At 62.1% G+C, this 20,842-nt stretch carries 20 protein-coding genes; 8 read left to right on the plus strand and 12 right to left on the minus strand.

The genetic code is table 11. From position 1 onward, the window contains the following. The first annotated feature begins 42 nt into the window (after positions 1-42). The 4 genes from QFI97_RS20970 to QFI97_RS20985 are packed head-to-tail and all read left to right on the plus strand — an operon-like array spanning position 43 to position 3,445. Positions 43-1,092 carry an ABC transporter permease gene (locus tag QFI97_RS20970; RefSeq protein ID WP_346431911.1) on the plus strand — a complete coding sequence of 350 codons (1,050 nt, stop codon included), beginning with the start codon at positions 43-45 and terminating at the stop codon, positions 1,090-1,092. After that, entirely contained in the window at positions 1,092-1,925 is an 834-nt protein-coding gene (locus QFI97_RS20975; RefSeq protein WP_095094847.1) for an ABC transporter permease, read from the plus strand. The genes QFI97_RS20970 and QFI97_RS20975 overlap by 1 nt, the downstream gene beginning before the upstream one ends. After that, positions 1,918-2,754, plus strand: a complete 837-nt coding sequence (locus QFI97_RS20980) for an ABC transporter ATP-binding protein (protein ID WP_346431912.1) — start codon at positions 1,918-1,920, stop codon at positions 2,752-2,754. The genes QFI97_RS20975 and QFI97_RS20980 overlap by 8 nt, the downstream gene beginning before the upstream one ends. Beyond that, positions 2,741-3,445: an ABC transporter ATP-binding protein gene (locus QFI97_RS20985; RefSeq protein WP_346431913.1), complete on the plus strand. Its 705-nt coding sequence runs from the start codon at positions 2,741-2,743 to the stop codon at positions 3,443-3,445. Before QFI97_RS20980 ends, QFI97_RS20985 begins: the two co-directional genes overlap by 14 nt. A 65-nt stretch (positions 3,446-3,510) precedes the next feature. On the opposite strand, the gene QFI97_RS20990 is transcribed toward QFI97_RS20985, so the two are convergent. Beyond that, a complete protein-coding gene (locus tag QFI97_RS20990; RefSeq protein ID WP_095094841.1) occupies positions 3,511-4,848 on the minus strand; it encodes an aspartate aminotransferase family protein in 1,338 nt (445 codons plus the stop codon). Positions 4,849-5,028: 180 nt separating this feature from the next. On the opposite strand from QFI97_RS20990, the gene QFI97_RS20995 reads away from it, so the two are divergent. After that, positions 5,029-5,793: an SDR family NAD(P)-dependent oxidoreductase gene (locus QFI97_RS20995; RefSeq protein ID WP_346431914.1), complete on the plus strand. Its 765-nt coding sequence runs from the start codon at positions 5,029-5,031 to the stop codon at positions 5,791-5,793. A gap of 50 nt (positions 5,794-5,843) precedes the next feature. Here QFI97_RS20995 and QFI97_RS21000 read toward each other — a convergent pair whose 3' ends face one another. From QFI97_RS21000 to QFI97_RS21015, 4 genes are read right to left on the minus strand one after another with little or no spacing between them, the layout of a single operon-like run. Further along, positions 5,844-6,605, minus strand: a complete 762-nt coding sequence (locus QFI97_RS21000; protein WP_095094837.1) for an amino acid ABC transporter ATP-binding protein — start codon at positions 6,603-6,605, stop codon at positions 5,844-5,846. Beyond that, on the minus strand, positions 6,598-7,263 hold the full coding sequence (locus tag QFI97_RS21005; RefSeq protein ID WP_095094835.1) for an amino acid ABC transporter permease: 666 nt from the start codon (positions 7,261-7,263) through the stop codon (positions 6,598-6,600). Before QFI97_RS21005 ends, QFI97_RS21000 begins: the two co-directional genes overlap by 8 nt. Positions 7,264-7,276: 13 nt before the next feature. Beyond that, positions 7,277-7,918: an amino acid ABC transporter permease gene (locus QFI97_RS21010; protein WP_095094833.1), complete on the minus strand. Its 642-nt coding sequence runs from the start codon at positions 7,916-7,918 to the stop codon at positions 7,277-7,279. A gap of 47 nt (positions 7,919-7,965) precedes the next feature. Next, the gene (locus QFI97_RS21015; RefSeq protein ID WP_095094831.1) at positions 7,966-8,817 is read right to left on the minus strand and encodes a transporter substrate-binding domain-containing protein; all 852 of its coding nucleotides are present in this window, start codon (positions 8,815-8,817) and stop codon (positions 7,966-7,968) included. A gap of 232 nt (positions 8,818-9,049) precedes the next feature. Here QFI97_RS21015 and pdxR point away from each other — a divergent pair, with 232 nt between their 5' ends. After that, positions 9,050-10,516: a MocR-like pyridoxine biosynthesis transcription factor PdxR gene (pdxR, locus tag QFI97_RS21020; RefSeq protein ID WP_346431915.1), complete on the plus strand. Its 1,467-nt coding sequence runs from the start codon at positions 9,050-9,052 to the stop codon at positions 10,514-10,516. A gap of 28 nt (positions 10,517-10,544) precedes the next feature. Here the strand turns inward: pdxR and QFI97_RS21025 are convergent, their stop codons facing one another. From QFI97_RS21025 to QFI97_RS21055, 7 genes are read right to left on the minus strand one after another with little or no spacing between them, the layout of a single operon-like run. Then, complete coding sequence (locus QFI97_RS21025; protein WP_346431916.1) at positions 10,545-11,813, minus strand: Zn-dependent hydrolase; 1,269 nt, start codon at positions 11,811-11,813, stop codon at positions 10,545-10,547. Then, a complete protein-coding gene (locus QFI97_RS21030) occupies positions 11,803-12,987 on the minus strand; it encodes an amidase (RefSeq protein WP_346431917.1) in 1,185 nt (394 codons plus the stop codon). Before QFI97_RS21030 ends, QFI97_RS21025 begins: the two co-directional genes overlap by 11 nt. A gap of 18 nt (positions 12,988-13,005) precedes the next feature. Then, the gene (locus QFI97_RS21035; protein ID WP_095094823.1) at positions 13,006-14,016 is read right to left on the minus strand and encodes an ABC transporter ATP-binding protein; all 1,011 of its coding nucleotides are present in this window, start codon (positions 14,014-14,016) and stop codon (positions 13,006-13,008) included. Next, on the minus strand, positions 14,006-15,049 hold the full coding sequence (locus QFI97_RS21040; RefSeq protein ID WP_095094821.1) for an ABC transporter ATP-binding protein: 1,044 nt from the start codon (positions 15,047-15,049) through the stop codon (positions 14,006-14,008). Before QFI97_RS21040 ends, QFI97_RS21035 begins: the two co-directional genes overlap by 11 nt. 3 nt (positions 15,050-15,052) lie before the next feature. After that, positions 15,053-15,946, minus strand: coding sequence for an ABC transporter permease (locus QFI97_RS21045; RefSeq protein WP_346431918.1), 894 nt, complete (start codon positions 15,944-15,946; stop codon positions 15,053-15,055). 2 nt (positions 15,947-15,948) lie between these two features. Then, complete coding sequence (locus QFI97_RS21050; RefSeq protein ID WP_045854382.1) at positions 15,949-16,902, minus strand: ABC transporter permease; 954 nt, start codon at positions 16,900-16,902, stop codon at positions 15,949-15,951. An 18-nt stretch (positions 16,903-16,920) separates the two neighbouring features. Beyond that, positions 16,921-18,585, minus strand: coding sequence for an ABC transporter substrate-binding protein (locus QFI97_RS21055; RefSeq protein ID WP_346431919.1), 1,665 nt, complete (start codon positions 18,583-18,585; stop codon positions 16,921-16,923). Between the two features lie 362 nt (positions 18,586-18,947). On the opposite strand from QFI97_RS21055, the gene QFI97_RS21060 reads away from it, so the two are divergent. Together QFI97_RS21060 and QFI97_RS21065 are read left to right on the plus strand one after the other, a co-directional pair. Next, positions 18,948-20,063 (plus strand): YbdK family carboxylate-amine ligase, encoded by a 1,116-nt coding sequence (locus tag QFI97_RS21060; protein ID WP_346431920.1) that lies wholly within the window; start codon positions 18,948-18,950, stop codon positions 20,061-20,063. A 49-nt stretch (positions 20,064-20,112) separates the two neighbouring features. After that, positions 20,113-20,841: a phosphodiester glycosidase family protein gene (locus QFI97_RS21065; RefSeq protein ID WP_095094814.1), complete on the plus strand. Its 729-nt coding sequence runs from the start codon at positions 20,113-20,115 to the stop codon at positions 20,839-20,841. Position 20,842: the final 1 nt, after the last annotated feature.

Here is a 20,842-nt window from a genome sequence, read left to right on the forward strand (position 1 = left end):
ACCCGCAACGGTTACACTGCACTCTTTACCTACGGAATAACCATGTCTGCTGTTTCACCCACCGGAGCGGAGCGGCGCGCAAAGCGCCCTCTGCTCGCGCTATTTCAGGGGCTGCTCACCCTGGCGCTGACTCTGCTCGGCCTGCTGCTGGTGACCTTCGCGCTCTCGGCGCTGTCGCCGGTTGACCGGGTTCTGCAAATCGTCGGCGACCACGCCAGCCAGTCCACCTACGATCAGGTACGCCACCAGCTCGGCCTTGACCGGCCGCTGCCGGTACAGTTCTGGCACTATCTCACCCGGCTCGCGCACGGCGATCTTGGCACCGCCAGCGCCACCGGTCAGCCGGTGCTTCACGACCTGCTCTCCACCTTCCCGGCGACGCTCGAACTGGCGACGCTGGCGCTGATTATTGGCGCCCTGCTTGGCGTCATTGCCGGCGTGCTCTGCGCCCGCTACGTCGGCTCGCCGTGGGACCTGGTGGTACGCACCTTTACCCTGCTCGGCAACTCGGTGCCGATTTTTTGGCTCGGCCTGCTGATGCTGGCGCTGTTCTACGCCAGGCTGCAGTGGACGCCTGGCCCGGGGCGGCTGGACGATATCTATCAGTACAGCGTCGAGCCGCGCACTGGATTTGCGCTGATTGACACCTGGCTGTCGGGTGACAAAGAGGCGTTTAAAAATGCCGTCGGCCACCTGCTGCTGCCGGTGCTGCTGCTGGCCTACTACTCGCTGGCCAGCATCACCCGCCTGACGCGGTCCGCATGCCTGAGCGAGATGAACAAAGAGTACATCCTGCTGGCGCGCGCCAAAGGGGCCAGCGAAATGACGATCCTGTTGCGCCACGTGCTGCCCAATATTCGCGGCACCCTGCTGACGGTGATCGCTCTGGCCTACACCGCCATGCTTGAAGGCGCGGTGCTCACCGAAACCGTCTTCTCATGGCCGGGAATTGGGCGCTATCTGACCACCGCGCTGTTTGCCGGCGACACCACGGCGATCATGGGCGGCACGCTGCTGATTGGCGCCAGCTTCGTCCTGATTAATAACCTCACCGACCTGCTGGTACGGTTAACCGACCCGAGGGTGCGCTGATGCCGACCTGGTTGTTTTTACGCCGCCTGCGACGCTCCCCCGCCGCCTTCTGCGGGCTGGTGATTATTCTGCTGCTGGTGCTGGTGGCGCTGTTCGCGCCGTGGCTGGCGCCGCTGGACCCCAACTGGCAGGATGCCGCCGCCCGCCTGCAGGGGCCGGGAGCCCAACACTGGCTCGGCACCGACAGCTACGGCCGCGATCTGCTTTCGCGCCTGATCTATGGCGCCCGGCCGGCGCTAGGGCTGGTCGCGCTGGTCACCCTGATTACCCTTCCAGCCGGCCTGCTGGTGGGCATTCTCTCCGGCTACTACGGCGGCTGGCTGGAACGCGGACTGATGCGCTTTACCGACGTGGTGATGTCGATGCCGCGGCTGATTCTGGCCTTTGCCTTTGTCGCCATGCTCGGCCCGGGTCTGGTCAACGGCGCGCTGGCGCTGGCGCTCACCACCTGGCCGGCCTACGCCCGCCAGGCGCGGAGCGAAATTCAGCGCCTGCGCCATAGCGATTACCTGGCGGCGGCGGAAATGATGGGCATTCGCGGCTGGCGGCTGCTGATGGGCCATATTCTCCCGCTGTGCCTGCCTTCGGCCATCGTGCGCCTGGCGCTGGATCTGGCGGGCATTATCCTCGCCGCCGCCGGGCTGGGCTTTCTTGGCCTCGGCGCCCGCCCGCCGATGGCGGAATGGGGGGCGATGATCGCCGATGGAATGCAGGTGATTTTCGACCAATGGTGGATTGCCGCCGCGCCCGGGGCGGCGATCCTGATCGCCAGCCTGGCGTTTAACCTGCTGGGCGACGGCCTGCGCGACGTTCTGGAGCCGCAACATGACTGATATCCGACTCAACGTCCAGGGGCTCTCCATTGATTACCCCGGCGCCCGGGTGGTGAACGATTTAAGCTTTACGCTCGGCAACGAGCGCCTGGCGCTGGTTGGCGAATCGGGTTCCGGGAAATCGATGACCGCCCGCGCCCTGATGGGGCTGGTGCGCAGGCCGGGCGTGGTCAGCGCCGGCGCGCTCAACGTGCTGGGCCGCGACGCGCTAACCCTCAACAACCGCGGCTGGCGCGCGCTGCGCGGCAACGATATGGCGATGGTGCTGCAGGACCCGCGCTATGCGCTAAACCCGGTGCTCAGCATCCAGGCGCAGCTGGAGGAGGCGCTAACGCTCCACCAGCGCCTGAACCGCCGCCAGCGGCTGGAGGCGGTAAAAGCCGCCGTTGCCGCCGTGGGCCTCGATTTACCGGTGCTCGGCCGCTATCCGGGGGAGCTCTCCGGCGGCATGGGCCAGCGGGTGATGATTGCCCTGGCGCTGCTCAACAACCCGAAGGTGCTGATTGCCGATGAGCCAACCTCGGCCCTCGACGCCCGCCTGCGTAGCCAGATCCTCGAACTGCTGGTTGAACAGTGCGAGCAGCGGCAGATGGCGATGCTGCTGATCAGCCACGACCTGCCGCTGGTGGCCGAACACTGCCATCGGGTGCTGGTGATGTATCAGGGGTCGCAGGTCGACGAGATGGCGGCGCGCGACCTGCCTACGGCCACCCACCCGTATACCCGCACGCTGTGGACCTGCCGTCCCGACGCGCAGACCTACGGCCGGATGCTGCCGACCCTCGACAGAAATCAATCCTTTACGGAGGCGGCGCATGACGGTCGTTAATCTCGCAGCGTTACAGGTTGTTTTCGGCGATAAAACGGCGGTTTCCGCCGCCAGCTTTAGCGTTGACGCCGGGGAAACCTTCAGCCTGATCGGCGCTTCCGGCTGCGGAAAATCCACCATTTTGCGGGTACTCGGCGGCCTGCAGCGCGACTGGAGCGGCGACGTCGCGCTGTTCGGCAAAGCCATTACGCCGGGCGTTCGCTTTCAGGGCCAGCTGCGGCGCAACGTGCAGATGGTGTTTCAGGACCCGTACGCCTCGCTGCATCCAAACCATACCCTGTGGCGCACCCTCGCGGAGCCGCTGAAAATTCACGGCATCGGCGATATTGAGCAGCGGGTCACCACCGCGCTGGAGCAGGTAGGGCTGCCCGCCGATGCCGCGCGCCGCTATCCGCACCAGCTTTCCGGCGGCCAGCGCCAGCGCGTGGCGATTGCCCGCGCGCTGCTGCTGCGCCCGCAGATTCTGCTGCTGGATGAGCCGACGTCGGCGTTGGATATGTCGGTACAGGCGGAGATCCTCAACCTGCTGAACCGCCTGAAGCAGGAACACGGTATGACCTACCTGCTGGTCAGTCACGACGCGGACGTGGTGGCCCATATGTCGGACCGGGCGGCGTTTATGGCGGAAGGGGCGATCCAGCGCTTCTTCAACCGCGAAGCGCTGGTCAACGGCGAGCATCGAATGAGCTGAGGTTGTCGATCCGCAGGCCGCCCCGGCGTAAATGCCCAATCAGGGAGGCGGCCGCGGCGCGTGTTCTACTTCGCCAGATCGGCAAACCGGGCGAACACCGCGTCAAAAATAGCCAGCCCTTTTTCGACCTGCTCGGCGCTGATGGTGCAGGGCGGTACCACGTGGATCCGGTTTTCCACCACGAAGGCCAGCAGTCCGGCCTCGGTTAATGCGCCCTTAATCGCCGCCATATCGGAGGCGGCCAGCGGCGTTTTCTGCGCGCGGCTGCTGACCAGCTCCAGCGCCTGGAACAGCCCGCGCCCGCGCACGTCGCCGATGATAGCGTGCTTTTGCGCCAGCGCCTCCAGCCCCTGGCGCAGCACGCCGTTGCCAATCGTCGCCGCATTTTCGACGATCTTTTCCTCTTTCATCGCGTCGATAGTGGCCACAATGGCCGCCATCGCCAGCGGGTGGCCGGAGTAGGTCAGGCCGCCGGCAAAGAAATGATCGTCAAAGTGACGGGCTATCGGCTCGCTAATCAGCACGCCCCCCGCAGGCACGTAGCCGGCGTTAACCCCTTTGGCGAAGGTCACCAGATCCGGCACAACGCCATCCTGTTCAAAGGCGAACCAGCTGCCGGTACGGCCAAAGCCGGCCATCACTTCATCAAGGATCAGCACGATGCCAAACTCGTCGGCCAGCGCCCGCACGCCCTGCATATAGCCATCCGGCGGCACGAGGATCCCGGCGGTGCCCGGAATAGACTCCAGCAGGATCGCGGCGATAGCGCCAGGGCCTTCGCACTCGATCATTCTGCGCAGATGCGCCAGCGCGCGCTGGCACTCCTCCTCTTCGCTGGCGGCATTAAATTCGCTGCGATAGAGGTACGGGTTGAAGAAGTGAACGTGGCCGCGCGAATACTCGTTCGGCACCCGACGCCAGTCGCCGGTGGCGGCAATCGCGCTGCCGGTATTGCCATGATAGGAGCGGTAGGCGGACAGCACCTTATCGCGCCCGGTATACAGCCGCGCCATGCGGATCGCATTTTCGTTGGCGTCCGCGCCGGCGTTGGTGAAGAACACCTTGCTAAAGCCTTCCGGCGCCAGCTCAACGATGCGCTTCGCCGCTTCGCCGCGGGCGAGGTTGGCGGTAGCCGGCGCGATGGTCACCAGCTCCTCCAGCTGCGCCTTCATCGCCGCCAGCACCCGAGGATGCTGATAGCCGATATTGACGTTGACCAGCTGGCTGCTGAAATCAAGGTACGTTTTACCTTCGTAATCCCACAGCTCGCAGCCTTTGGCTCCGGCAATCACCAGCGGGTTTAAATTGCCCTGCATCGACCATGAGTGAAATACATAAGCGCGATCCAGTTGGCGTACGTCATCGTTGCTTACCGATACATCGTCTTGTAGTGCCAGCTTCATACCCTGCCCCTCTGATGGCGTTGTTGTTGTCCCTATCATTGGGCGCATTGCCGAAAAAGGGATAGAGCCAGTGCGCGGCAGGCGATGTGACACGGTGTCACATCGCCGCATGACGACTGGCCCTGTGCGCGCCCGCCGCGGATTTTTATAGTGGGTGAACCAGGCACACAGGAGAATGAAATGACGACCAACAACGTGGTATTTATTACCGGGGCAACCTCGGGTTTTGGCGAAGCGGCGGCGCAGGTTTTTGCCGAGGCGGGCTGGTCGCTGGTGCTCAGCGGCCGCCGTCTGGCGCGGCTGGAGAAGCTGAAGGATGCGCTGAGCCAAAAGGTGCCGGTGCATATTATCGAGCTCGACGTGCGCGACAGCGACGCGGTGGAGGCGGCGGTGGCCGCGCTGCCGGCGGCCTTCGCCGATATCAAAACCTTGATTAACAACGCCGGGCTGGCGCTGTCGCCGCAGCCGGCGCAAAAGGTTGACCTGCAGGACTGGAAAACGATGATCGATACCAACGTCACCGGGCTGGTCAACGTCACCCACGCGCTGCTGCCGACGCTGATTAAGCACGGCGCCGGGGCCTCGATTATCAACATCGGCTCTATCGCCGGCCAGTGGCCCTATCCCGGCAGCCACGTCTACGGCGCAAGCAAAGCGTTCGTGAAGCAGTTCAGCTACAACCTGCGCTGCGACCTGCTGGGGACCGGCGTGCGGGTCACCGACCTCGCGCCGGGGATCGCCGAGACCGAATTCACCCTGGTACGCACCAAAGGTGACCAGGCGGCATCCGATAACCTCTATCGTGGCACCACGCCGCTGAGCGCGCAGGATATTGCCGGACAGATGTTCTATATCGCCACCCTGCCGGATCATATGAATATCAACCGCGTGGAGGTGATGCCGGTACGTCAGGCCTGGCAGCCGTTCGCCATCGATCGCGATTAAAACAGCGTATTGAACAGGCCCGGTCGGCCAGCCGACCGGGCTTTTTAGCGCTAGCGGCTGCTCTGCAAAAACTGCCGTACCCGCTCGGAGTCCGGATTAGTGAAGAACTTCTCCGGCGGCGCTTTCTCAATCAGCAGCCCTTTCTCAAGAAACACCACCTCATCGGATACCTGACGAGCAAAGTCCATCTCGTGGGTCACCACCACCATCGTGTAGCCCTCGGCCGCCAGCGCTTTCATCACCCCCAGCACTTCGTTGACCAGCTCAGGGTCCAGCGCCGAGGTGGGCTCATCGAAGAGAATCACTTCCGGCGACATGGCCAGCGAGCGGGCAATCGCCACCCGCTGCTTCTGCCCGCCTGACAGGGTGATCGGATAGACGTCCGCTTTGTGCGCCATGCCGACTTTCTCCAGCTGACGCAGGGCCATCTCATTGGCTTCGCCGCGCTTCATTCCCTTCACGTGCAGCAGGGCTTCGCTGACGTTCTGCTGCACGGTCAGGTGCGGCCACAGGTTAAAGCTCTGGAATACCATGCCCACCCGCTCTCGCACCTTTGACAGCTGGCGGTGGGACATGGCCCGGCCGCTGCGTTCATCAACCCCGAGGCGCAGGCCGCCGATATGGATCTCGCCGCGATCCGGCTGCTCCAGCCAGTTCATGCAGCGCAGCAGCGTCGATTTTCCGGACCCCGACGACCCCAGAATGCTGACCACCGTGCCTTTTTCAACCGTCAGGTTGATGTCGCGGAGCACTTCAATATTATCAAACTGTTTGGAGACGTTTTTAATGCTGACAGCGGTTGAATCAGGCATGGCTCATTCCTCTTTTCGCTCCCCAGGCGCTCAGCCGCTTAACAAGCAGCTCCAGCAGAATGCCGATCGCCCAGTAGAGCGCAATGGCGACGATAAACGCGTTAAACGGGATAAAATAGGTCGCCTGGACGCTGTTAGCGGCGGCGGTAATTTCCTGGACGGTGATAATGCTCAGAAACGCGGTATCTTTCAGGCAAATAATCAGCTGGTTGCCCATCAGCGGCAGCGATGATGAAACGATATTGGGCAGAATAATGCGGATAAATATTTTGTAGCGCGAAAAGCCCTGGGCCACCGCCGCCTCAATATAGCCGCTGGAGAAGACCCGCCGCTGGCTGCGCAGTATTTCAAAGAAATAGGCGCCATGATAAATAATCAGAGCCACCAGCCCTGCCGTCCAGGCCTCCAGGCTGATACCGATTTCGGGCAGTCCGTAATAAAGCAGATACGCGAGAATTAAAAAAGGAATGGCCCGCATCAGGCTGACGAAGCCGATAATGAGCCGGTTAAGGAACTTCTTCTGATATTCGGTGAGATAGCACAGCACAATCCCGATAAATAAACCGGCCAGCGCCGCGATGATAAATAGTTCAAGGGTGGCAAACAAACCGGCAATAAAGCTGTCGCGCACCGACCAGATAACGGCCCACTGATTCATAGGATCTCCTGTTTTAGCGCGCCAGGCGTTTAGCTTTGCGTTCCGCCATACTCTGCAGCTTCAGCAGCAGCCCGATAATGACCACATACAGCAGCCCCGCGGCGAGGATCGGCGATAAAGGTTCGTAGGTCACCGAGGAGATACGGTTTGTGACGCGGGTTAAGTCCACCACCCCAATCACCGCAATCGCCGGGCTGCCTTTGATCAGAAAGGACATTTCGTTAACCAGCGCCGGCAGGCTCTCGATCCACATTTGCGGCAGCATGATGTAGCGGAAGTAGGTCCAGCGCCGCATGCCGACGGATTCCGCGGCCTCGCGCTGCTCGCGGGGAAAGGTGCGAAACGCGTTGCGCCAGATCTCGGCGTTAAATGCCGAGGTATTCAGCGTCAGCGCCACGATTGCCGACAGGTTCTTATCGAGATTGATCCCCACCGTCGGTAGCGAAAGGAACAGAAACAGCACCAGCGTCACCAGCGGCGTGGCGCGGGCAAGGCTGATATAGACGACCAGCAGCTGATCGATAAGCGGAATTCGCAGCATCCGTACCAGCGCGATCAGCAGGCCAATCACCACCCCGAGGGCGATGGCGATAGCCGAAATCCAGAGGGTCGTCCACGCGCCTTCAATCAATAACTGCCAGGAAATTGCATCCATGTGGCCCTCCTTCGCATCAACAGGCGGCGGTTGCCCGCCGCGACGTGTTACAGACCCGCCAGCTTATGGAACTGCTCAGGGCTGGTTATCGCCTCCGTCGGGAGGTTGTCGTAGGTTTCACCAAACCATTTTTTCTGCAGCTCTGCGAGGCGGCCAGTTTCTCGCATATGGTTGATAAATTTGGTCATATAGGCCAAAAGCTGCGGTGAGTTTTTAGGAATAGGCCACGCCATATAGCCCGGACCGGAAACCGCCAGCCCTTTGGCAAAAACCTTGGGCTTAGACTTCGCCAGGTCGTTCACCGAAATCACCACGTTAATCACGTAATCAAGGCGCTTGTTGGCAAGATCCGCGTAGGCTTCCGGGTAAGAGGGATACTCCACCACCGGCCCGAGCTTGCCGCCGGTTTTCTCCAGCATCGCTTTCAGCTCCGGCAGCCGCGCCAGCAGCGCGCTGCCGGCCTGCAGGCCAACCTTTTTGCCGCTAAGCGCGGCGATGGTATCGAGGGAGTTATCCCCGGCGCGTTTCACGAAATAGTGCTGCGCCGATGCCCACGGAGGAGTGAAGTCAAACACCTTCAGCCGGTCGTCGGTAATCACCGCGCCGGTGAGGGCCATATCGTACTGGCCGGTTGAGACCGCCGCTAGCAGGCCGGTCCACGGCAGGATGCTCTGGTCGACGTTGAATTTCGCATATTTACGCAATTCATCGAGCATATCTTTGTTAAAACCATCTGCCTGGCCATTATTCATAAAGTTAAAAGGCGCGTAATCATCTTCGGTCGCGACTTTCAGGGTGCCCGCTTTTTCGATTGCCGGAAGATCGGCGGCGGCTGCGTGATAAGAAAAGGCCATTGCCATAACGGCGCCCAGACAAACTGAACCCAATGATTTGTTCATCAATCTACCCCTCATTAATTCGCCAGACTGGTTCACTCCGGAACACGGAAAGGTTTTGCAAAATATGTGCCGACGGACGTTCCGGTCCACGACCGATAGATGGTTTCTTACTGTATGGAGCGTTTTCAATTTCTCCATAGAGCCAGATTCGCCGCGTAGATGTGTCAGTCATTTTCAGGGTGGTATGGAGTTTGCAACATGCCCGATACCGTTTTTGCGTAAGGAGCTGAGCATGATCCGTCACCTTTTACACGTCGATTTCGACCCGCATCGCGGGCTGCAGGAACAGGTACGAGAGACGCTGATTAACGCCATTCTGAGCGGTATCTTCGCCGCCGATACCCCGCTCCCCTCCTGCCGCCAGCTGGCCAGCCAGCTGCGGGTCTCGCGCAATACCACGGCCCTGGTTTTTGAAAGCCTGGTCAACGAAGGCTATCTCATCAGCCGGCCGCGCAGCGGGTTCTATCTGCACCCGGATTATCCGCAGCCCACCGCCGGCGCCGCCGTTCACAGTGCACCGGAAGACGAGGCCGCTGCACCACGCTGGGGCACCCGGCTGCAGATGACGCCCAGCCAGCAGGAGTCGATCCTCAAACCCGCCGGCTGGATGAACTACCGCTATCCGTTTATCTACGGCCAGCCGGATACCCGCCAGTTCCCGCTGGCGACCTGGCGCTCGGCGGCCAACTGGCTGCACGGCGGCGTGCGCGATCCGGCATGGGTCGTCGATCACGTTGACCAGGACGTGCCGATGCTGATTGAGCAAATCCGCACCCGGGTGCTGCCGAAGCGCGGAATTGTGGCCGCTGCGGATGAAATCCTGATTACCCTCGGTTCGCAGAACGCGCTGTACCTGCTCACCCGTCTGCTGATGTCCTCCGCGACCCGGGTCGGCGTGGAGAATCCCTGCTTTCGCGAGGCGATTAATACTTTCCTGCTGGCGGATGCCGACATCGTGCCGCATCCGGTGGATGACGAAGGGATTGTGCTCAACGACGCCCCCTGCGATTACTACTACGTGACTCCCGGCCACCAGGTCCCCACCGGCGTGGCGATGAGTAAGGCCCGGCGCAGCCAGCTGCTGGAATACGCCGCGCGCCATGACGCGGTGATCGTTGAGGATGATTACGATTCGGAGAGTAACTTTATGCTCAACCCGCTGCCGGCGCTGAAGGCCAGCGATCGTAGCGGGCGCGTGGTGTACGTCAGCAGCCTGTCAAAAGCGCTGTCGCCGGGGCTGCGCCTGGGCTTTATGGTGGCCGACCCGGATCTTATCGACGAGGCGCGGGCGCTGCGGCGCCTGATCTATCGCCATCCGCCCACCAATATTCAGTATCAGATGGCGCACTTCCTCGCCCAGGGGCACTATGAAACGCACCTGCGGCGCTACCATTACGATTCGGCCCAGCGCTGGGATCGGCTCAATAGCGCCCTGCAGAACCATCTCCCGGACTGCCGGATCATACCCGGCAGCGAGTACGCCAACGCCTTTTGGCTGGCGACGCCGGAACATATCAATACCCAGCAGCTCACCTGGCGCGCCGCCCATGCGGGAGTGCTGATTGAGCCCGGAGCGCGCCATTTTCTCAGCGACGCTCCGCCGGATAACTTCTTTCGTATGGGGTTCCACGCCATCAACCCCGACGCCATCGAACAGGGGGTTGAGGTGCTGTGCGGCCAGCTGGAGCAGATGGGGTAGCCCGGCTAAGGGCTACCGTTGCGCAGGACTATACCGCCCGGGCGTATTGCAGCATCACCTGCAGCAGCACGTTAGCGCCGGCGGTGACGTGTTCCGGCGAGGCGTACTCGATTTCGTTATGGCTGATGCCGTCCTTGCAGGGGATAAAAATCATGCCGGTTGGCGCCAGATAGCTCATGTACACCGCATCATGCCCGGCGCCGGAGACGATCGCCCGGGCCGGATAGCCCAGCCGCTGCGCCGCTGCGGCAATCGCGGCCTGACAATCCGGATTGAACGGCGCGGCCGGATAGTGGCTGACCTCTTTCAGCGCCACCGCGAGGCCGCTCTCCTGTTCGACTTTGGCGATAAACTCCCGCAGCTGGCGGTCCATCTCATCCACCAGCTCGTCGCTGAGATTGCGCATATCAATAGAGAAGGTCACTTCGCCCGGCACCACGTTGCGGCTGTTCGGATACACCTGCACCCGGCCAACGGTCCCGCGCCCCTCTTCGCTGCGCCCGGCGATCGCCACCACCTCCTGCATAATGTGGGTTGCCACCTGCAGGGCGTCTTTTCGCAGGCGCATCGGCGTCGGCCCGGCGTGAGACTCCTGGCCGCTGACCACGCAGTCGTACCAGCGAATGCCCAGCACGCCCTGCACCACGCCAATCACCTTCTCTTCGGCTTCGAGGATCGGGCCCTGCTCAATATGCGCTTCAAAATAGGCGCCGACCGGCCGATCCCCCGGCGTCTGGCTGCCGATATAGCCAATTCGCGCCAGCTCTTCGCCCACCGTATTCCCTTCCGCATCCTGCACGGCATAGATATCTTCCAGCGCAAACACGCCGGCAAAGACCCCGGAGCCCATCATCACCGGTACAAAGCGCGAGCCCTCCTCGTTGGTCCAGAACACCACCTCAATCGGCGCTTCGGTTTCGATATCGAGGTCGTTGAGCGTGCGCACCACCTCCAGCGCCGCCAGCACGCCGTAGTTGCCGTCAAACTTGCCGCCAGTGGGCTGGGTATCGATATGGCTGCCGGAAACGATCGGCGGCAGCTGAGGGTTGCGCCCTTCCCGGCGCATAAAAACGTTGCCGATTTTATCAACGGTGACGCTCAGCCCGGCCTCTTTCGCCCAGCCGATCACCAGATCCCGCCCCTGCCTGTCGAGATCGGTTAAGGTCAGACGACAGCAGCCGCCTTTCGGCGTCGCGCCAATCTCCGCCAGCGCCATTAACGAATCCCACAGCCGTTCGCCGTTGACCCGACCGGCGTCAACCCCGGCGGCCGGGGTAAAAAGGACATCACTGCTCATTGTCTTCTCCTTGCACAAAAGCGGCGGCCAGCTCCACCAGCAGACGATCGCTGCCGCGCGGCCCCAGGAATGAAATACCCAGCGGCAGGCCGCCCACCAGGGCGACCGGCAGCGTCACCTGCGGGCGCCGGGTCATAACGGAAATCAGCAACAGATCGTGCGACAGGCGGCGCACCGCCTCAATTTCATCGGCCTGCGCCGTCAGCAGAGGCGCGCCGTCAGGCACCGTCGGCAGCACTAAGATGGCCTCGCCCAGCTGCCGATCCCACCAGGCGCTGAAGCGGGCCCGCTGCTGGCAGGCGCTGTCGAACTGCGCCGCCGTCACCGCTTTCCCCCACAGGAACCGCTCGCGCACGTCCGGCCCCAGCTGCAGCCCGTAGCGCTCAATCGTCTCTCCCTGCGCCTGCCAGGCTTCATAACCCTGAGTCTGGCGGAAGGCGAGATAGATATCGTCGACGTCCGGCAGCGGCGCGCTAAGCGAGGCTATTTCGCCAAAAGCGCGGCTCAGGCGCTGGCGTACCGGCAGCAGCGCCTGCTGGCTGCGCAGCGGCAGGCGTGAAAACAGCGCCTCGTGGCAGGCCAGCCTGACGTCATCGACCGCCGGGCGCTCGCCGCCGAGCAGGCATCCGGCGACGGCGCTAAAGACCTCCGCCGAACGGGCAAAGAAGCCGCAGGTGTCCATCGTGGCGCACAGCGGCTGGCAGCCGTCGAGGGAGATCCCCCCGTGGGTTGGCCGCAGGCCGAACAGCCCGCAGTAGCTCGCCGGCGTGCGTACCGAACCGCCGGTGTCGGTGCCGAGGGCAAAATCGCAGGCCGCGTTGGAGACCGCCGAGGCCGAGCCCGAGGAGGAGCCGCCGGGAATATGATTCGGCGCCGCGCCGTTGCGCGGGGTGCCGTAATGAACGTTGTGGCCGCTCATCGAATAGGCCAGCTCGCTGGTGTGGGTTTTGCCCATAAACCGCGCGCCGCTATCCAGCAGCGTCTGCACGACCGGCGCGGTGCGGCTTTTAATCCCGGAGAGCGCCAGCAGATGCGGATTACCGCCGCCGGTCGGGTAGCCCGCCACGTCGAACAGATCTTTTACCGCAAAGGTCATGCCGCTCAGCGGCCCGCTGTGCGCGTGCGGAACCGGGTGCGCCGGATAGGGCATAAACGCGCGAATATCATCCTGCATGCTTGTCTCCTTATTGCTTCAGGCGTACTGCGCCTGGTTCTCGACGCTGGCGGCCAGCTCCCGCCAGCGATGGCAGCTCACCACGTGACGCTGACCAACCTGCTCCGTCGCCGGCTGGCTTTGCCCGCAGACCGCCCTCGCATGGGGGCAGCGGTCGGCAAACGCGCAGCCCGCCGGCAGGCGCGCTAAGTCCGGCGGCGAGCCGGGGATGCAGCGCAGCGCATCGCCTTTTTTAAGCCCCTCTTTCGGGCGGCTGCCCAGCAGAACCTGGGTATAAGGGTGGCGCGGACGGTAGAGAATATCCTCCATCGACGCCTCTTCGACGATGCGCCCGGCGTACATCACCGCCACGCGGTCGGCAATTTCCACCGCGGCGCCGATGTCGTGGGTAACAAAGATAATCGACAGCCCGCGCTCCTTTTGCTGCTCGCGCAGCAGGATCAGAATCTGGATCTGCACCGTCGCGTCGAGGGCGGTGGTCGGTTCATCCGCCAGCAGCAGCTGCGGGTTGCACGACAGCGCGAGGGCGATCATCGCCCGCTGGCGCATCCCGCCGGACATCTCGTGCGGATAGGCATCCAGCCGCCGCTCGGGGCTCGGAATGCGCACCTGACGCAGCGCCTCCAGCGCCCGCTCCCTTGCCGCCGGGCGCGAAAGCCCTTCATGGCGGCGCAGGCCTTCGACGATCTGCTGGCCGACGGTATACACCGGATCGAAGGCCAGCAGCGGCTCCTGAAATATCATTGCGCAGCGCGCGCCGCGATAGCGCCGCAGCCGGGAAGCGCTCATCTCCAGCACCGCTTCGCCATCCACCCGCAGGGTTCCGGAAAGGACGCTGCTTTTGGGAGGATGCAGGCGCATCAGCGCTCTGAGGGTCACGCTTTTTCCGGAGCCGGACTCGCCAATCAGCGCCAGCACCTCGCCCTTTTGCACATCAAAAGAGACGCCGTTTACCGCATTGATCGTCTGACCGTCGCGGCGGAATTCAACCCGCAGATCGCGGATATGGACAAAGGCTTCATGCGACATGGCGTACCTCCCGTACGGCGATAGCGTGATGCCAGGGCGACGCCGGCTGCGCCATCAGGCAGGCGCTTTGATGCCCCTCCCCCACGCTTTCGAGGGCGGGTTTCACCTCGGCGCAGACCGTTCTGGCGTGCGGGCAGCGGGTATGGAAACGGCAGCCCGCTGGCGGTGAAATCGGGCTGGGCGGATCGCCGCTGAGCGGCGAGGTCAGGGTGCGGTTTTTCGGGTCCATTGACGGCATCGAACTCAGCAGCGCCCGGGTATAGGGATGGGCCGAGGCGGTAAACAGCTGCTCCGCTGGCCCGATTTCCACCACCTCGCCGAGATACATCACCAGGATCCGATCCGACAGCCAGCGCACCACGTGCAGATCGTGGCTGATAAATACGTAGGTCAGCTCCAGCGTGCGCTTCAGCTCCTGCAACAGCTGCAGCACCTGCGCCTCCACCGATTTATCCAGCGCCGAGACCGCTTCGTCGAGGATCACCAGCCGCGGCTTCATCGCCAGCGCGCGGGCAATATTCACCCGCTGCCGCTGGCCGCCGGAAAGCTCGTGCGGATAACGGTGGGCAAAGCGCCCCGGCTCAAGGCCAACGTGCGCCAGCAGATAGCGCGCGTACTCGCTGGCCTCCTTCGCGCTGACCCCGTGCACGCGCTGGCCGAAGGCAATGCTCTCCTCCATAGTCATCCGCGGGTTGAGCGAGGCGTAGCTATCCTGAAACACCATCTGCACCTGGCGACGGTACTCTTTCATCGGCAGGCGGGACGATCCCACCTCAAGTCCGTCGAAAACCAGCTCTCCGCGATCCTGGTTCAGGAGCTGCATCAGCAGCCGCGCGGTGGTTGATTTCCCGCAGCCCGACTCTCCGACGACGCCCAGCGTTTCGCCTTTGACCACCGTAAAGCTGACGTCATCCACCGCCTGCACCACTTCATGTCCCTTCCCGCCGCCGGCGCGAAAGTATTTCAACAGATTGTTGACCTGCAGCAGCGGCTGGGCCGGGCCGCCGAGGTCAATATTGACAAAAGGTTGCATCGTTTACTCCTTGATCGCCATCGCCGCGCGCAGGCGGTCCGCGAGGATATTGAACGAAATGGAGGTGATAAAAATCATCAATCCCGGCAGGGCCGCCACCCACGGCTGGGTATAAATCGCCGTGCGCAGCGTGTTGAGCATCAATCCCCACTCCGGCTCAGGCGGACGCACGCCCAGCCCAAGGAACGAGAGCCCGGAGGCGAGGATCATGCAGACCGAAATTAAACCGGTTGAGAAGACGAAGATCGGTCCCAGCACGTTGCCTAACACCTGAACCCGGATAATCGTCAACGCGCTGGCCCCGGTAGCCCGGGCGGCATCGATATAGTCCATGTGCCGCACCTGGGCGGTGACGCTTTCGGCGATGCGCGCCACCTGCGGGACGAAAACCAGCGTTAACGACAGCAGCGCGTTGCCAATGCCCGCCCCCAGCGCGCCGGAGAGCGCAATCGCCAGCAGGACGGAGGGAAAGGCGTAAAACACGTCGACGGTGCGCATGATGAGGGTGTTGGTTTTACCGCCCGCGTAGCCGGCGACGATGCCGATCGCTCCGCCGATGAAAAAGGCGAAGACCACCGGGACAATCCCCATAAACAGCGACAGCCGGGTGCCGAGAATCAGCCGCGATAGCATATCCCGGCCCAGCTCATCGGAGCCCAGCGGAAAGCCGTCGGTGCCAATCGGCTTCAGGCGCAGAAACATCGACGTCTGGTAAGGGTCTTTCATTATCAGCCACGGACCAAACAGCGCCAGAATAAGCAGCAGCAGAATAATTGACCCGACCGCCACGCCGCCGGGATCGCGCAGCAGGCGGCGGAATACGCCGCGCCAGTAGCCCTGCCGGGCGGGAATGGCCGGGGAAGCGGGTCGCGCTTTCGTCGTCAAGGTATCCACCATTGTCAGCTCCTCTTAATGCGCGGATCGAGGGCGGTTTGCAGAATATCCACCAGCAGATTGAGCAGCACAAAGAACAGCGCCAGCACCCAGATGGTGCCCTGCAGCAGCGGCAGATCGCGCTGGAAGATAGCGGTGTTGAGCAACAGACCGGTGCCGGGCCACGAGAACACCGTTTCCACCAGAATCGAGCCCCCCATCAGATACCCCACCTGCAGCCCCATGACCGCCAGCGCGGTGGGGGCGGCATTTTTCACCACGTGGAGGAAAATGCGCGATTCGCCCAGCCCGCGAGCGCGCAGCCCGACGATAAACTCCTGGCTCAAAATGTCGGCGACCTGCGAACGCACGGTGCGGGCAATGATCCCGGTCGGGATCACCGACAGGGTGATCGCCGGCAGCAGCATAAACTGCAGATGATCCCAATCCCATTGCCAGCCGATTTCGCCGATCGGCCCGCCGCCGGTGGCGGGTAAGACCGCCAGCTTGACGCTAAAGGCAATCACCAGCAGCATTCCCAGCCAGTAGTGCGGCACGCTGACGCCAAACACCGAGAGCACCGATGCCAGACGATCGATGATGCTGTTGCGAAAATAGCCGGCGACAAAGCCAAACAGGCTGCCGAGCACGAAGCCGATAATCGTCGCCAGCAGCGCCAGGCGCAGGGAGTAGCTGACGGCGGTCATCACTTCGCCGATCACCGGGCGTCCGGTGGCTACAGACATCCCTAAGTCGCCGTGCAGCGCCCGCCACAGCCAGTGAACGAACTGCAGCGGCAGCGGTTTATCAAAACCGTAGGCCTGCATCAGCGTCTGGCGCAGCGCCTCCGAGGCGTCCGGCGGCATCACCGACACCAGCGGATCCCCCGGCGCAATCTGCACCAGCATGAAACAGATTACCGCCACGCCGAGCATGGTCGGCACGGCCAGCAGAACGCGGTACAGCAGCGTATTGATCATCTTTGGCTCCCGTCACGATTACTCTTTCTTACTCACCAGGCTGAGATCGATAAACCAGCTCTGCGGCTGCACCACGCCGCTAACCGCCGGCGAAATTGCCCGCGGTCCCACGTCATGCGCGACGAACAGGAACGGGACCTGGTCCACCAGCGCGGCGTGGAGCTCGCCGGCCGCTTTGTTCATCTCTTCGGGGGTAAAGGCGTGCTTCACCGCCGTTGCCAGCTTTTCGGTTTCCGGGGTGGAGAAATAGCCCCAGTTGGTCGCCACCGGCGGGAACGCTTTGGCGGTTGAGAAGCGGATCATGCCGAAGTAAGGGTCGTTAACCGCCGCGCTGACGTTGATGGCATCAATGCCTTTTGCCGAAGGGTCTTTTGCCCCGAGGCGCCAGTTGGTGAACAGGGTGTTCCATTCGGTCACCTTGATGTCGACGTTAAAGAAGCAGCTTTTCAGGCTCTGCTGAATGTACTCATTCATCGGCAGCGGCTGCATCTGTCCGGAGCCGGACGCCGAGGTGGCGACGGTAACGTGCAGCGGTTTGCCGGTGCTGTACCCCGCTTCGGTCATCAGCTTACGGGCGGCTTCCGGGTCATATTTGATCTGGAAGGAGGGCTTGCCGTGCCACGGGCTGTCGGCCTCATAGACGCCGGTCGCTTCGGTCATATAGCCGCCAAGGTAGCTCTTCAGCTCCGCGCGGTTAAGGCACAGGTTGGCCGCCTTGCGCACGCGAATATCCTTCCACGGCGAGCCCTCTTCGAATGAGAACTGCCACGGCCACAGGTGCGGCTGGGTGTTGGCGTAGATTTTAAAGCCCTGGGCTTTGATTTGATCCACCGCGTCCGGGGCCGGAGCCTCAATCCAGTCCACCTGCTTCGACAGCAGCGCCGCGGTGCGGGCATTGGCCTCCGGCAGCGGGATCAGCACCACCTTATCGACCCGCGGGATGCGGTCTTTATTCCAGTAGTCCGGGTTTTTATCGAGGATCAGCTGCTGGCGAGGAACCAGTTTTTCCATTTTGAACGGGCCGCTGCCCACCGCATGGGCGGCGAACTCCGTCCACGCCAGCTTGCCGCGCGCGGCGGTATCGCCGGCGCTGGCCGGTACCGCGGCATACAGTTTCTGCCATGCCGTCGGCGAGACGATAAACAGGTTGGTAATATTGTACGGCAGCAGGGCATCGGCTTCGGAAGTGGTGAGCGCGACGGTGCGATCGTCAATTTTTTCGGCCCCGGTCAGCGTCGGCATACGGGACAGCGTATTGCCGATCTGCCCTGGGGCATACTGCGGCGCATTTTTGTTTAAGACCTTATCGACGTTCCAGACGATGGCGTCAGCGTTAACGTCGGTACCGTCATGAAACTTCACGCCGGGGCGCAGGGTAAAGATCCAGCGGGTCTGATTTTGCGGGTCAACGTGCCACTCCGTCGCCAGGCCCGGTACCAGACCGCTCGGTTTCTCCCCTTGTGAGAGGTCCCATTCCACCAGCGCATCGTACAGCGGGATCCCGGTGAAGCGGTTGCCTTCATAGCCCTGGTCAGGCTGGCCGAGGGTTAACGGGATGTCGGCCGCGGTCATCGCAATTCGCAGCGTTGAGGCGGTCGCCTGCAGGGAGGTCAGCAGCGCCAGCGCCCCAACCGCCGCGGCCACGGGGCGGCGTTTACGCAAGGGTAAGGTATTTTTGAGCATCACAATGTCCCTGTTAAATAAAAAGTCGTTATTTAGCAGGCAAGATGCATACCACATCTGAACGTCATGAAAATAAGTGTGAAAGCGCTTATAAAATAAGAATAAATTATGGTATCTACATGATATGTATTAATAAAATAATAACAGCTTATTCTCCCGCACCGCCATCGTGAAATATGTTGCAGAACTGCACCAGCTTATTTTGTCGCGGCAGGTAATAATAACGCAGCGGAAGCTTATATAAAATAAATTCATAATCCCCCTCAATTTATAAGCGTTTGTCCCACTCATCCAACGGGACAGGCTCTAAGCCGGAAAAATTTTACCTATACTTTTGGCATATCCGTACGCAAGGAATCGCCATGTCATTACCTGATTTTCACGTTTCGGACCCTTTTACGCTCGGTATCGAGCTGGAGCTGCAGGTGGTCAACCCGCCGGGATACGATCTGAGCCAGGACTCCTCGGCGCTGATTGCGGCCGTGGAGGACGCCATTCCTGCCGGGGAGGTTAAGCACGATATCACCGAGAGCATGCTTGAGGTGGCGACGGGGATTTGCCACGACATTCACCAGGCGATGGCGCAGCTGACCACTATTCAGCAGGAGATACTGCGCGCCGGCGCGCAGCAGCATTTGCAAATATGCGGCGGCGGCACTCATCCGTTTCAGGCCTGGCAGCGCCAGCAGATCAGCAGCAACCCGCGCTACCTGAAGACCGTCGAGCACTTTGGCTACCTCGCGCAGCAGTCAACGGTGTTCGGCCAGCACGTCCACGTCGGCTGCCAAAACGGCGACGATGCGATTTATCTTGTCCACGGATTGTCGCGCTACGTGCCGCATTTTATTGCGCTTAACGCGGCATCTCCCTGGCTCGACGGAGCCGACAGCGGATTCGCCACCGCCCGCCTGAACCTCTTTTCCGCCTACCCTGACAACGGTCCGATGCCGTGGGTCACCGGCTGGCAGGCGTTTAACGGGCTGTTCCGGCGCCTCAGCTATACCAGCATGATCGACAGCATGAAGGATCTGCACTGGGATATTCGTCCCAGTCCGCGCTTCGGCACCGTTGAGGTGCGGGTGATGGATACCCCGCTGACCGTTGCGCAGGCGGTAAATATTGCCGGCTATATTCAGATCCTTGCCTGCTGGCTGCTGACGGAAAGGCCCTTTACCCCGCAGCCCGAGGACTATCTGCTCTATCCCTTCAACCGCTACCAGGCCTGCCGCTACGGCCTCGCGGGGATCGTCACCGACGTCCGCTCCGGCGAGCGGCGCACCGTCCGGGAGGAGATTTTACGCCTGGCGGATCGCCTGGTCCCCTTCGCCCACCGGCTCAATGCCACCAGCGCCCTCGACGCCATCGTCCGCCAGGCGCAGCAGGATCGCAGCGAAGCCCGGCGCATGCGCGAATTTGTCGCCAACGGCGGCTCTCTGATCGGCCTGGTGCAAAAGCACTGCGAGATCTGGGCGGCGTAGCGCCGGCAAAAAGGTATACTGCCCGCCTTAGCCGCTTCAAGGAATGCCCATGCTCCCGCGCCTCTCTCCGCGACTCGTCGCGCTGATGCTGTTACCGTTTTCGGCCTTTGCCGCCGGAAAATGCACCCTCACCGACCCGTCGCTGACGCTGCAAAGCTACGCCGTCAATCCGCAGCAGGAGCGGATCGCGATGTACTGGAAAAACGGCGACGGTAGCGCCTGGGGCTCCCTGCGATCGCTGCTGGCGGATATCAATCGCGACGGCCGCGTGCGGATGGCGATGAACGGCGGGATTTACGATAAAGCCTATGCCCCGCTGGGGCTGTATATCGAAAAGGGCAAACGGCTGACCGCGCTCAACCGCGCCTCCGGCGGCGGCAACTTTTTCATTCGTCCCGGCGGGGTCTTTTTTGTTAAAGGCCAGCAGGCGGGGATTGTCAGCATCGATAAATACCGGCCGTCGCCGGCCATCGATTACGCCGTGCAGTCCGGCCCGATGCTGATCGAAAACGGCAGGATAAACTGGCGGCTGAAGCCGTCGGCCGCCTCGCGCAAGCTGCGCAACGGCGTCGGCCTCACCCGCGAGGGACAGGTAATATTCATGCTCAGCGAGCGGGAAACCAATTTCTACGATTTCGCCTGCTACGCGCAGTCAAAGCTCAACGTCCGGCAGATGCTCTACCTCGACGGCACCATTTCGAAAATGTACCAGCGGGGCGGCGGCGTACCCTGGCAGTACCATCCGTTCGTCAGCATGATTACGGTGGAAGCCCGGTAGC

The sequence above is a fragment of the Klebsiella scottii genome (assembly GCF_036561945.1).
Lineage (GTDB): Bacteria > Pseudomonadota > Gammaproteobacteria > Enterobacterales > Enterobacteriaceae > Klebsiella > Klebsiella scottii.